General features: G+C 37.9%; 9 protein-coding genes. 1 reads left to right on the top strand and 8 read right to left on the bottom strand.

Features of this window, described 5'->3' with window-relative positions; translation table 11 throughout:
• Nucleotides 1–151 precede the first annotated feature (151 nt).
• On the top strand, nt 152–1,132 hold the full coding sequence (locus M2265_RS23185; RefSeq protein WP_132770310.1) for a helix-turn-helix transcriptional regulator: 981 nt from the start codon (nt 152–154) through the stop codon (nt 1,130–1,132).
• 127 nt (nt 1,133–1,259) lie between these two features.
• Here the strand turns inward: M2265_RS23185 and M2265_RS23190 are convergent, their stop codons facing one another.
• The 8 genes from M2265_RS23190 to M2265_RS23225 form a co-directional block, all read right to left on the bottom strand.
• Entirely contained in the window at nt 1,260–2,318 is a 1,059-nt protein-coding gene (locus tag M2265_RS23190; RefSeq protein ID WP_132770308.1) for an FUSC family protein, read from the bottom strand.
• A 184-nt stretch (nt 2,319–2,502) separates the two neighbouring features.
• Nucleotides 2,503–3,702 (bottom strand): MFS transporter, encoded by a 1,200-nt coding sequence (locus M2265_RS23195; protein WP_132770306.1) that lies wholly within the window; start codon nt 3,700–3,702, stop codon nt 2,503–2,505.
• 107 nt (nt 3,703–3,809) lie between these two features.
• Nucleotides 3,810–4,724 carry a helix-turn-helix domain-containing protein gene (locus M2265_RS23200; RefSeq protein WP_132770305.1) on the bottom strand — a complete coding sequence of 305 codons (915 nt, stop codon included), beginning with the start codon at nt 4,722–4,724 and terminating at the stop codon, nt 3,810–3,812.
• Between the two features lie 102 nt (nt 4,725–4,826).
• Nucleotides 4,827–5,381, bottom strand: a complete 555-nt coding sequence (locus tag M2265_RS23205; protein WP_132770303.1) for a hypothetical protein — start codon at nt 5,379–5,381, stop codon at nt 4,827–4,829.
• A gap of 498 nt (nt 5,382–5,879) precedes the next feature.
• Nucleotides 5,880–7,001, bottom strand: coding sequence for a TlpA disulfide reductase family protein (locus M2265_RS23210; RefSeq protein ID WP_132770301.1), 1,122 nt, complete (start codon nt 6,999–7,001; stop codon nt 5,880–5,882).
• A gap of 17 nt (nt 7,002–7,018) precedes the next feature.
• Nucleotides 7,019–7,972 (bottom strand): DUF4465 domain-containing protein, encoded by a 954-nt coding sequence (locus M2265_RS23215; protein ID WP_132770299.1) that lies wholly within the window; start codon nt 7,970–7,972, stop codon nt 7,019–7,021.
• Between the two features lie 36 nt (nt 7,973–8,008).
• On the bottom strand, nt 8,009–9,499 hold the full coding sequence (locus M2265_RS23220) for a RagB/SusD family nutrient uptake outer membrane protein (protein ID WP_132770297.1): 1,491 nt from the start codon (nt 9,497–9,499) through the stop codon (nt 8,009–8,011).
• A gap of 14 nt (nt 9,500–9,513) precedes the next feature.
• Nucleotides 9,514–12,732, bottom strand: a complete 3,219-nt coding sequence (locus M2265_RS23225) for a SusC/RagA family TonB-linked outer membrane protein (RefSeq protein WP_132770295.1) — start codon at nt 12,730–12,732, stop codon at nt 9,514–9,516.
• Between the last annotated feature and the right edge of the window lie 717 nt (nt 12,733–13,449).

Genomic DNA, 13,449 nt, shown 5'->3' on the forward strand with positions numbered 1-13,449 from the left:
GGAGCGTTGCATATTCAACTTTACTATTAAGAATAGTTCTAAATAATTTATATATTTGTGCAAATATAAGAAGTTAATTACCCTAAAAAGGTCTGTGAAAAGGAATAAAAGATCCGCGATAAGGAGAAACTGAATCAAAATTAAACATATAATGACGCTACGATTGTACAATACCGATATCTCTAATTTGCTTTTGGAAAAAGAGTATCCGGATGTTTTACCTGCATCGGATGGTGGAATACAGGAATATACAACTCATCTCGAACTTCCAATCGGAAAGGGATGTTACCGTGAAATATATTTTGAGGGAGTACATATTGGTTTTGGTGATGCTATTTTGTCCAATAATCTAATGCTGTATTTTGAAAGTGATTTTGAAACAGTAGAGATGCATTTTGCTCTAAAAGGTAAAAGTACTGCGGTCACAGAGCATTTTAAAAAAGAGGTAAGTTTTGATTCTCACCAACATAATATCATTTATGCCAACCAGCTACATGGGAAGATGAAATGGGAAAGTGATGTTTTTCAGTTATTTGAGATTAATTTGGCCCCGTCATTCTTTAAAAGATATCTTCCGGAGGATACTCTTTTATTTGACAGATTTCGAAATGCAATTGAAAAGGGATATTCAGAGACAATAAATGTTGAAAATAATCGAATTAGTCGTCAGATGTATGAGATTATAGATGACATTATGAACTGTCAGAGAAAAAGTGTTTTTAAAAGAATGTTCCTCGAGGCAAAGGTAATTGAGCTCCTATTGCTGCAGTTTGAACAACTGAGCGAAGTGGCTCACATCCATGTTTCTTTAAGAAAGGAAGATATTCATAAAGTGTATGCGGTGCGGGAGTTTATTATGAATAATCTCAATAATGCTTGTTCATTGATTGAGCTGGCACATCATGTGGGTACAAATGAGTTTACACTTAAAAAGGGTTTTAAAGAGTTGTTTGGAACAACAGTTTTTGGATTTTGGACGGATGCTAAAATGAATCAGGCTAAACTGATGATTACCGAGCAGGATATGAGTATCAGTGAGATTTCTGACAGTATAGGATATAAAAATCCACGTCATTTCTCGGCGGCTTTTAAAAGAAAATTTGGTGTTATCCCGAGCCAGTTTAAAAAGTAAACTACATCGGTCTCATTTTTAGATGAATACCATCCTCACATAATATGTTAAATTTATTCACTATTGTTAATAGTAAATAAAGGTTTAGCGTACAAATATGTAAAGCACCGATATAGTTTCTTGTTATTTATTCTGTACCGCGGTTTGTCTTCTTCATTAATATTCTAGCTTTTCTTAATTGCAACGTGGCATGATGGAGTAATTTGGCATTATATAAAATCCATCCGCCTATCATTCCGATGACGCTTCCGATAAAAATATCAATCATACGTGCAAAAAAGATCTCGTTGGTGTCTTGCGTTAACTGTTTACCAGATTCAGAGAGGAAAATAGTTAGGATCGTAATAAAAACAACTGCAATTGCATAATTCCTTACGACTAAAAATTCTACGATGACTTGCAATAGGGTAATACTTATGACCATAATAAGTGGCGTTGGGTTTCCGGACGCAATTAGCCAGGTAATTCCAAGACCAACTAATGTTCCGGTTATACGCTGTGTTGCTCTAAGCCAAACATGCTTAGAGCTACTTCCCTGCATTACCGCTAAGCAAGAGATGGGGATCCAATATGGTTTTTCAATGTTTAACGAAAATGCTACAGCTAAAGAGAAAGCCATAATGAGTCCAAAAATGAGAGATTCTACAATATTGGTGTAACTCGATTTACGATGAATGCTATTTTCGGGCTGATTATTCTTTTTTAGAGTCAGTAAGCTATATATTAAACCGATACCACAGGTTAATATGGTTCCCATTGCAACATAACCAATTTTTTCGGCTATATTTTCAGGTTGAAAAGGGGAACAAATGGCAGTAGATGCCAGCATGATGAAGAAGAAATTGCCTGGTGGACGGGTAAGTTGAAGCTTATGCAGGGAGTAATGTACTCCGAAGGAGAAAAGACCCAATGCAATAGGAGCAATCATTGGGTTGAACGAAAATAACAATCCAACCGAAAAAGATAGCATAAGCCCAAAACAACAAGTCATCAGTAAGATCATGCGTTCGATAAGCTTATCTGATTGAATGTATAAGATTGATAGTCCAGCTAGGGATCCCAGCTTTCCAGCTTCAATGTTGTCCATATACCAGCCCAGAATCATAGGAATGCCTACACTTAATCCTGCGACGATGGGAAGATGCCATTGTCTACTTGTTTTATTAAATTTAAAAAACGATTCCATGAGTTCTTCTTTTTGACCCGGTTTCTCTAACGAATTAGTTTGTCGCTCTAATTTAAAAACCAAACAAAGGTAATGATGTTTTTTATTTCTGATAATTTTCCATTCTCATTTTAGACTTTTGACGGTTTAAGCAAAAAACTGGAAGTAGTATTTTATGTTTTAATTGAATATCTAAATGGAAAGCTCATTGTGAGTCTGCTCTCTTTAGTTTATTTCCGATTACTAATAAAGTTAAACCTATACAGAGGGATAAGATAAAATAGCAGATCGCTAATGTCTGTTGGTCACCAACATTCAATAGACTGACCAGGCTGTAGCTGGCAAAAGAAGTCACGATATAAGCCCCGCCACTGGTTAATCCACCTGCTGCGCCTGCATATTGTGGGAACCGTGTCAAACAATAGGTGAAGTAGATGTTGTACATAAATCCCATCAGGAAATGCATTAATAAAGCAAAAAACATCAGAGAAAATAAGCTGTAATACCAGAATGCTGTTGCAAACATTAAACAGGCTAATGTGGCTTGTCCGATTGTTGCTAGTCGTAGTTTTTTTTGCATAGACTTTGCTAACATAGCTTTACTCAGTAGGCCTCCGAACAGTAAAAATAAGCCAGAAAGAAGAGACATATTTCCGGTCATGACAGGAGAAAAATTAAAGTCATGCTCGATCATAAAAGGTGCAGACATCCCAAATACAATAGCCATAGCGTAACTGAATCCCAATAGCACGATGCCCATGCTGAAGTCTTTAGTGCTCAACATCACTTTAAAAGCATTAACTGTACCCGAAATGCGGTAGGGTTTTTGTTCTTTTAGTGTTTCTCCTGTAAACCGGTATTCCAATAGAAACATGATGAGTGCATAAATAGCAAGGAAATAAAAATTTCCTTTCCAGCCAACATAATTTTGCAGAAACCCGCCTAAGAATGGTGCAAGAATGGGGGCGGATGACCATACAATAGATAGTAATGAGGTGTAATTTTTTAATTTATCACCGTCATAAACATCCACGAGAAAGCTACGTTTGGATACCATAATAATAGAAATGACTAAGCCTTGGATGGCCCGCATACCGATTATAAAATAAATATTGGAAGAGTTGATCAGTAAGATATTGCTCAGGATAAATAGTACTAATGCTAACATGCTTAATCTGTAACGGCCATAACTGTCCACTAAACTTCCTAGAAGAAGTTGTCCCAGTCCATAAAAAATGAGATAAACTGTCAGGGTTAATCGGACACTTGATATGGAGGTTCCCAATGCGGTTACCATATCCGGAAAAGAAGGGATGTAAATGTCCATCGCAAAACCGGAAAGCGGTATAAGCATAAATGTCAAAATAGTACTGATACCCTCGTGTTTCTTTTCTTGTCTTCTCATCCTAAAATCATATTATCTTGATCAACCTGTTTCCTTAATGCTGTCAGCAAAATTAAAGGAAGATCGATGTATTAAAAAGACAGGATTCAAAGTTATTTTTACGAAAATCAAACTTGTTTCATAAATCTTTCGCGGTGAATTTTAGGCGTAATAAGCGCATGCTTTTTAAAGAAGGAAGTAAAGTGTTGCGGATATTCAAAACCTAGACCCTGACCGATCTGTCCGATGGTCCAGTCGCTATTTTCCAATAGTTTTTTACCCTCTAATAATAAGCGTTCCTGAATATGCTGAGAAGTCGACTTTCCGGTCATTGCCTTAAGCAGATGGTTGAGATGATTGATATGGGTATTTAAACGATTGGCATAATCAGCAGGACTTTTTAAATACAGAATCTGTTGCGGTGACTCTAGTGGAAACTGATTATTTAATAGGGTGAAAAACTGATGTACTAATCGGTTGCTTGCCGGAATGCGCTGTCCATCGATGGTTTCGCGATGTACTTTGATAACGTTGTATATAATGAGACGCAGTATGCTGTCAATGATTTCATTCTTAAACATATGTCCATCCATATGTTCTGACGCAAGTCTTTCAAAATAAAAAAAGAGCTCCTGGAATTTTGCCTGATCGAGATGGATGTAGGTAAACGGTTTCGCTATCATCTCTTCATGCACGCGGTCGAATTCTAGTTTCATTTCTTTGGTTAAAAATGATTCATTGAAAAGGCAGACGTAACCGTCCTGATTTGCAGCAAGTGGTTCCCAGCCATAATTGACTTCCGGGCGTGAGAAGAATATGGTGGGCCGGTCTACTTTTAGCTCACCCTGATCTGTAATTAAAATTCCGGGATTCTGTGTGAGTGTTATTTTGTAATAGTCTCTGCGTGCATAGGGGAGACTTAGCATACAGCTCTCCGTTTTGATGACATTGAAATGTAAAGCATTCCGTTGAGAATGGATGAGATCTAAAGGGATTTCTTTCTTTATATTGGTATAATAACCTAATAAATCTTCTGTTTGCATCTTTTTAATTAATTACATAATTCAAAGATAGTGAATTGCTTTTTTATACGGAGAGAGTAGTTGAAATGTTATGTATTTATTACAGCTGCTTGCATAGTTTAATTATTTTTTAGGGATAATTTCTACCCATTTTTTTTCCAAGTATAGGGTCGTTCCTTTGATTTTGGTTGCATCTATAAATGTGGCTTGAACAAAGTTCCCAGTGATATTTTTATATTTTAATTTTAGGCCTTTCTCATCCAAGCCGGAAGTTTCATAATAGGCGCCTAATGGAAGTTTAAAGGGATTGTTCTTAACGTCGTTGGTGAAAATGGATAGTAAAAATAGTCTTTTGGAATTGGTGTCAGGTTTTTCATAGCCAAATATACGATGATCAAGTCTCATATTGGCGTTTAGCGTTAGGATGCTATCCGAAGTATTCAGATCCACGTAGGCCTTTGTTACATCATCTGCAGAAACTGTAACAGATGCGTTGTTTTCTGATTCTATGCGCGCTAATGTATCGATTTTTGGAACCTCTATTTTTGTTGGAAAATCAACTGTATCTACTCTTAAACTGTCTTTACTAATTTTTCTTTCATCTACCTTTTTTGATTTTGAATTGTTGCAACTCAAGATCAAAAAAGGTAGTAAACCGATTATTGTTTTAAACTTCATGTTATTCGTTTTTTAATATTTTATCAATTCTGTTACTGTATCAAATCGATATTTAATATGTGCCTCTTTGTGTATCTATGTCTCAGTCTTTTTGAATATAACAATTTATTTTTTAAAGGATATGTGGTTTAGCTCTTTGGTTTAATAACCGTAGATAGGTGCCACGATAATTATCAAGAAAACAACTATGCTATAGTTTTTGTTGGTGCTAAGCTAACATACCTTAGAATGCCGTTTACAGGAGCGTAATCTAAACTGGATTCGCATTTGGAAGATCAATTAAAATAATATTTCGGTTGATTCTAAAGGAGAGCGTGTTAATGTATTGTAGACACATATATCAGGAATGCATATGATATTTGAGTGAACGAATTGAAGAGTGATTAATTAAGTAAGATGAGACGTTTTGGGAATTAAAACATCTATAAAGAGCGCACATGGCTGGCGACCCTTATAAATGTTTTAATTAATGGTAATAGGATTTATAAGTATAAATACTTAAGGTTTCAAAATTTCTGCTAGTTTTTTTTCTAAATCAGCTCCTCTTAAGTTTTTGGCAATAATCTTTCCTTCGGGATCTAGTAAAAAGTTAGAAGGAATTGCGCGGATACCATATTGAGTAGAAATATCATTTTTCCAGCCTTTTAAATCAGATAATTGGGTCCAATCCTGAAGTTTATCATCTTTGATCGCTTTAAGCCATGCATTTTTACCTTTTTCATCATCTAAAGAGATGCCGATAATAGTAAAACCTTTATCCTTAAAGGTATGAAATGCTTTTACGACATTTGGGTTTTCAGCTCTACATGGACCACACCAGCTAGCCCAAAAATCTAAAAGCACATATTTGCCTCTGTATTCTTCTAATTTTACTATTCGGCCGGAAGTATCCTGCTGACTGAAAGTAGGGGCAATACTCCCCAGACCTACGGCTTTGTGTAATAATAACTGTTCGTAGTATTTTTTTCCTGCAGTGCTGTTTTTAACAGTAGATGATAGTTTATCATAAAGCGGATATATTTCTTTGTACTCAGGCGAATACCCGCCGATTGCCTGCACTACATCTAAGGCAATGGGACTGTTGGGGTTTTTGGTTAAAAATTCCTTGCGTATAGTCGTTCGTTTTTGGTTGATCTCTTTATTTGTTTCATCAATTTTATGCTTCACAGTTAAGGTTTCTTTTTCTGTATCAGGTAGGTTTCTGTACCATTCGTAAAGTTTGGTCTGCTCGTCGTTGTACGGCTTGAGCAGTGCTGTTAATTTTTGATCATCGGCATTGACTGCACCGCCTTTGATAGTAGCGTTGTTTATAGAGTCTTTACTGGATACCACAAGTTTACCTGCCTCGATGTAAAATGGAAAGGCATATCGGTAGGCCTGTCTTAGACTTGAGCCAACCAAAAGATGTGCCTTTATAGGGCTTTCTACCTCTCCGGAAAATATAAATTTACCCTGAGGATTAATGTCTACAGAATCTGTTTGACTGCCTTTAAGCAGGTAAGCTTTGTATTCCTTTTTTACAACAGGAATATGGCCCTGGATTTCAAATTTTGAAACCTGTGCTTGCGAAACAATCGGAGCAAGCAATAAAAGCAAGATGTGTTTTGTGATTTTTTTCATGTTTGTATATTTTAGTATTAATGTTGAATGCGTAAGCCGTCTAATGCAAAATATGCGGGACTTAATAATGTTTGCTCCGCATCCCGATAATTTCCATCAATTGTAAATAATATCTTGTCAACCCGCCCTAAAGGCTGCAAATCAACTTTTGTCCAGTTGGAACGAATGGTCTCCACCGTTGGGTTCTGAATATCACCACCTTTGGTCGTGCCCAGGTAGAATGTTGTGGTTCCTGTCAGCGAACCTTTAAGGTGTCCTGTTATCAGCAAGCGGATATAAGTTGGAGTCTTGCTCAGAGCAGTATAGCCTGCTATTCGGGTGAGATCTTTTCCTGCTAATGTGGGCAGATACCATCGACCATAGTCTGCTGTGGAGGTACTTGAAATGTTGGGATTCCGAACTTTGGTTCCGTCAAGCTTGTACTGTTGGGTGGCAGGATCCAATGTGCCCGAATAGTTCGATCCATAGTTTGCCAGAAGATATGTATAAGCTGTGTTAGCAATTAGTACATGTTGAGGCGCGACAGCGTCATCAAACGATAAAAATGCCTGATCATCTTTTGCGTGTCCGATGAGGTAAGTTTCTGTTCTATTGGGGGTGGTCGTGTAGACGCTAAATACTGTCGAATCTATAGCTGATCTTTTTAAATCTGCCGATACCCCTGTCGATGGTCTGAAATCTGGACTTAGGACCCAAGGGTAGGAACGGTAGTTTTTATTGGACAATGCAAAACCACTGAAATCTGTAGCACCTTTTTTTTGGATATTAATCTGTACAAAGCCTGTGGATGTGGCGCCTGATCGAAAAGGTGCATCTGGTATGCGGCTGGAAAACCTTTCCAATATGATTTCATTGAAGGTGATATCTTCCGGGTAAGGAACCAAAGCATCTTTGACCTCATCTTTGCATGATGCTGTGAGAAATGTCAGACCCAATAGTGAGAGATAACTGAGTGTTCTAAATATATTCATGTTTTGAATTAATAATTGTAAAAATAATAGTGTTGTTTACTCTTGCCCTGGGTTTTGAAATGCAGCAGGATTATTGATAATCTCGGAATTTGGGATTGGCCAAGATACTCTGGTGATATCGAAAGTTAAGCCATCTTTGATTGCTACAATCCAAGGTTGATTATCTTTTTTAAATCGGATACTAGCGAAAAATTCACTTCCATTTTCTAAGCATAATTCTAAAAATATTTCTTTAAAAATAGCGTCATAAAGCTGTTCCTGATTACCAGGCTGAAGGAGGTTGAAAGCTTGTGCTGTTCTTTTTTGTCGAAGCTCATTGATCGGCGCGATAGCTTGTGCTACGCTGGCGCCTGTACGTGCTAACAGTTCGGCTTTGAGCAGATAAAGTTCTGCAAAACGAAAATAATAGGTCGCATATTTTTCATCAACTGGTGAATTGACTTTGCCCTGATAGCTACCTAAACGCGCTAGTTTTTTAAAGGTATACCGAAAAGTATTGTCCCATGTTTCAGGAGCGCGGACTTCTCCGGTAGCAATAGGCCAGCGTGGGTCGCCAGTAAACCAGTCTGTACCGTAGCGGAGACCAGCGGTACGTGCCCCACCAGGTGCTAAAGGAAGTGTATTGCCTTGGTATATGATGCCGTAAGTGTACCAATAACCACCTGCAGAAGTACGTGAACCATCGTCCTCCAAGTATTTGACAAATAGATTTTCGGGTGATTCCCAGGATCTTTGGTATACTTGTGCTAGGTCACTCTGAAGCTGGAATTTACTACTAGCTTGTTCCATGACATTATTTATTAAAGTAAGAGCTTGTTTGAGCGGTTCTGTTTCATTGCGGTAGCCTGACCGATACAAAAGTGCTTTGGCTTTTAATACTTGAGCAAATTGCTTGGAAATATAACGTGGGCTATCAAATTGCGATGCGTGCTGTATTGCAAAATCTAAATCCTCATTAATGATGCGATAGCTTTCACCGACGGATATTCGAGGAGCCCTGACATTGTCTAAAGAAGCGGGTTTGTCTCTAAAGACAAGTCCATAAGGGCTAGCATCTTCAGCCCACCAGTAACCGAAATTCCAAAGAATGTTAAGGTTAATCCATGCACGTACAGCTTTAGCATCTCCAAGTAACGAGTTGCGCTGTTCATTGTTGGTAAAAGCGGTTTGTGGAAGTGCTTCAATGCCTGTTATAGCGAAATTAGCAGCATTTAAGCTGCGGTAAAAGGCGCTCCAGATGGCAGATCCTCCTCCTGACTCCTGTGTATAAGATAAGTTGTAATCTGCTACACTTGAAAAGTTAATAAAACCAGCTTTGGTGGTTTGAGCTACATAAAGAGCTCCAGACCAGCTGTCATTGCGGAAAGTGGAATATATCCCATTGACAGCGGCTTTAGCTTTAGCATAATTTGTAATGCCATTGGATTCTGTGAGGGCAAATTTAGGCTGTTGATCTAAGTATTTCTCACAACCGACGAGCGATGCAAAAAATAAAACCAAGAACATATGTATGGTAAGTTTTTTCATAAGTATTATTGTTATTATCTAAGAGTTAGTTTTACACCTAAGTTGAAATTCCGGGCAGCTGGATATGCACTGTTGTCTGTCCCCATTCCAGTACCAATACTGGAGCTGGACCAATTTCCTTGTGGATCAAACCCTGGATATGAAGTAAGGGTCAGTAGGTTGGTTGCCTGAAAAGTTAAGTCGATGCCTTGTATTAACGAATTGGCAAGTGTTTTTTGCGGTATTCTGTAGCTTAGGTTAAGCGCACTCAGGCGAATATAGGAAGCATCATAAAGCCAGAAATCTGAAAAAGTACTGTTTGCTCCATCACCATACTGTGTCATCCGAGGGATAGTGGCGGTGTAGGGATTCAATAGAGTAGCACTCTGCCCAGCAATCTTGTTACTGTGGTTGTAGTTGCCCACGTAGCCTACATCCTCCATAGGCATGCTCCATAGTCTTTTCATCCCTGATGCATAAGTGAAAGTGGCATTGGCATAGAAATTTTTGTAAATAGCAGTCAGACCAAATCCTCCAAAATATTTAGGTTCGGCACTTCCTAAGGAGACTTTGTCGTCGGTATTGATGATACCGTCCCCATTCTGATCTTTAAAGTAGAGATCTCCGATACTTTCTTGTGCACTTCTATAATATTGTTTGCCACCTGTTGCATTTGTGCTCTGAAGCGCAATGATTTCTTCTTGTGTCACGAAAAGACGATTATAGGTTTCATAACCAAACCATTGACCTGTACGTTCTCCTTCTTTGATTACGATGTTGCCAAAATTGAGTTCTGTGGCGGATCCGTTGATCTTAAGAACCTTTCCCTTGTTGCTGGCAATATTGGCATCTACAGTAAGTGTGAAATTAGGGTGCTTAATAACATCATATCTGATGTCAAATTCTACTCCTTCATTTTTGATTGAAGCAACATTAGAGCTGATGGAACTGAATGATGAACTGGGCGGTAGGGGTTTGGAATATATGAGGTCGTTGGATTTTTTGGAGTAATAGCCAAAGGAACCACGGAGACGCTCTTTGAATAAACCAAAGTCTAGCCCAATATCGACCATTTTTGTTTCTTCCCACTTGAGGCCAAGGTTGCCGATCGAGCTGGGACTTATGGCCGGACTTTCATTGTACCGAGCCGAGCCGATGTAAGTCTGCCAACTGTAATTTCCAAGATTTTGTGATCCTGCTGTTCCGATTGATCCCCTTAATTTAAGGTAGGAGATCTTTTCTTTAATAGCTGCGTTCTTAAAAAAAGATTCTTCGTGGATCAGGTAGGCAAAAGAGCCGGAGGGGAAAATTCCCCAACGGTTATTAGGACCAAAACGGGATGAGCCGTCTCTTCTTAAGGTTCCACCTAGGATGTAGCGGTCTTTATATTTGTATTGTAGTCTTGAGAACTGAGATACCAATGCGTAGGCTGTGTAATCCTCTGCCAAAGCACCTCTGTTTGCTCCCGAAGAAAAATTATTGAGGATGTCATCGTCAGGGAAATTAGATGCTATCATGCCAAAATTGGTGAGACCTGTTTTCTCAAAGGAATAACCTAATAAGGCCAGCACATCATGGTTGCCATGTTGTTTAGCATACGTAAGTGTGTTTTCCCAGACTTGAGAGTTCGTTTTTTGATACTGCCAGTTTCGGTTGCCGTCGTAATTAAAGGTACTGCCCCGTCGCATGTATTTAAGAAATTCATTATTGCTATAATTGGCGGTATAGGCAGTTCTAAAGAGGAAATCTTTCCATACATTTACTTCTAAAAAAGTAGTAGCATTAAAATTTTTGTTCTCCCCATTTTGTGTATTCAATAAAGTAGTATAGGGGTTTTCAGTATAAGGATCTCGGGTGAAAAGTGTTCCGTCTGGATTGTAAACTGGAATGTCAGGTCTTATTTTTTTAATCACGTTGAGCATATAATCTTTATCATCAGTGTTGCGGGATGAACCGTTTATCTGTAGACCAAATTTTAATCCTTTTCTAAGCTTTGCTTCTAGATTTGCACGGCCCCCATAAAGTCGACTTTTTCCTGATTGTATTACTCCATAATAATTCTGATTGTTGAGGGAAACGTAATAAACTACATCTTGTGTTCCTCCACGTAAAGATAATGTGTGGGTATGGTTCCAGGGGGATTGTGTCATTTCGTTTAACCAGTTGGTGTTTCCTTCATAAAAAGCGCCTGGTAATATACGGAGATCGGATTTATCATATTCGCTAGTACGTAAGTTAAAAAATGCTTGCTCATCTAAATATAAGCGAGTGAAATAATCGAAGGATCCTCTACTTATTACTTCTTCGCGTGCCGCCTTATCTGCAAAATCAATGTATTGGGGTGCGTCAAAGTAAGAGTAATCATTGAAATTCTGAGTCTGTAGTCCCAGTCGGGAAGAAACTTCAATAGTCGGTGCCTGACCTTGTTTACCTTTTTTTGTAGTTACTAAAACGACACCGTTTGAGGCCCTTGATCCGTATAAAGCCGTAGCAGATGCATCTTTTAGAATGTCAACACTTTGAACATCTTCGAGATTCAGATTATAAAGGGTATTGGCTATATTGCCAGATGTATTGTTCGAATAATCAGGTACACCATCGATGACCCATAGTGGCTGGTTGTTTCCGGTCAAAGAAGATGCTCCTCGAATAATGACGCTGACTGGTGATGTAGGGGAGGCTGACTGAATGGCTACATTGACTCCTGCAGCTTTTCCTTGAAGCAGACTTTGGATGTTGGCCCCCATAGGAGCATTTTTTAGATCAGCTTCAGTAAGACGTGTCATTGATCCGGTAATATCTTTTGCTTTGGAACGGCCGTAGGCGACAACGACGGTCTCCTCAAGTGCATTTTGACGAATACGTAACGTAATATCAATTCGTTCCTTCGGGTTGTGTAAAGGGTATTGAACGGTCTCAAATCCAATATAGGAGATAATTAGTATATCTCCTTTACTGGAAGGAATCTCAAAGTTTCCCCCTGCGTCAGAATGTACCAGCACGCCGGAGGTTTTCGACTTAACTGTAGCCCCACGTATGGGTTTATTCGACTCGTTAAGGATTTTGCCACGGACTACTGTTTTTTGATCTGACAGTTGGGAATACCTAGTATGAGGTGATGCAGGTAATTGTAGTTGTTTGCCTTTCAACTGGGGATTTTCAAGTGCATATGCCACTACAGTGGAGAGGGTAAATATGAGCAAAGGTATCCCCGGCCAAATACGGGTGTATTTAGAAAATTGAATATGTTTCATTGAAAATTTAAATTTTTAGTAAACGACGATTTGTTTAGTAGTAACTAAATGTTTTTTTATGGAAATGTCGATGTATAGACACTTGTTGCTTTTGGGGTAGAATTAGTGAAGTGCCAGTGGCACATTCGAAGCAGTGAGAAATGATTTTTATAAGGCATAGGGTTAGCTAATTTCTGTTGATTGTGATGTAAATATATTAGAAAAAAATATTAAATCTACCATTTTGGTAGTCTTTATTTTAAAAATATTTTAATTTGAACAAAATGTGTTCATTTGCAATTACTTATGGATTTAAATTATTTTTAGAAAATAGCTTTTTATAACTATCAAATCGGGGAAAAGTCAATTATTGTTGTGATATATTTTTTTATTATTGACAAATAATTGCGTGATTTTTATAAGTGATTTTATATAAAATATAGTGATAGGAGGTAATTTTCTGTCCTTATAAGATAAGCTTACAAGTACAGCATCTCTAAATCTAACAACAGGAAGAAAAGTAAATGATGAAAAGTTGGGGCCAAACCATTATTATAATTACTAATTACCTACGCTTAGACTATTTCTCTTTATGTTTTGATTTAGAGCAGTATTAATTGGTTAAATTAAACGGAAAGCGCGTTCAAGAATATTACGCTTCGGGAAAAGATCTTCATAAACTTATAATATTCATGAAGATAATATATATCACTAGCAAGCGGATTAAAGTAAATGAAT

Origin of the sequence: Sphingobacterium kitahiroshimense, assembly GCF_025961315.1 — a bacterium.
Taxonomy (GTDB): domain Bacteria; phylum Bacteroidota; class Bacteroidia; order Sphingobacteriales; family Sphingobacteriaceae; genus Sphingobacterium; species Sphingobacterium anhuiense.

Coding starts and splice junctions, on each gene's coding strand:
- M2265_RS23185 (WP_132770310.1), top strand. CDS start 152: ATGACGCTACGATTGTACAATACCGATATCTCTAATTTGCTTTTGGAA.
- M2265_RS23190 (WP_132770308.1), bottom strand. CDS start 2,318: ATGGAATCGTTTTTTAAATTTAATAAAACAAGTAGACAATGGCATCTT.
- M2265_RS23195 (WP_132770306.1), bottom strand. CDS start 3,702: ATGAGAAGACAAGAAAAGAAACACGAGGGTATCAGTACTATTTTGACA.
- M2265_RS23200 (WP_132770305.1), bottom strand. CDS start 4,724: ATGCAAACAGAAGATTTATTAGGTTATTATACCAATATAAAGAAAGAA.
- M2265_RS23205 (WP_132770303.1), bottom strand. CDS start 5,381: ATGAAGTTTAAAACAATAATCGGTTTACTACCTTTTTTGATCTTGAGT.
- M2265_RS23210 (WP_132770301.1), bottom strand. CDS start 7,001: ATGAAAAAAATCACAAAACACATCTTGCTTTTATTGCTTGCTCCGATT.
- M2265_RS23215 (WP_132770299.1), bottom strand. CDS start 7,972: ATGAATATATTTAGAACACTCAGTTATCTCTCACTATTGGGTCTGACA.
- M2265_RS23220 (WP_132770297.1), bottom strand. CDS start 9,499: ATGAAAAAACTTACCATACATATGTTCTTGGTTTTATTTTTTGCATCG.
- M2265_RS23225 (WP_132770295.1), bottom strand. CDS start 12,732: ATGAAACATATTCAATTTTCTAAATACACCCGTATTTGGCCGGGGATA.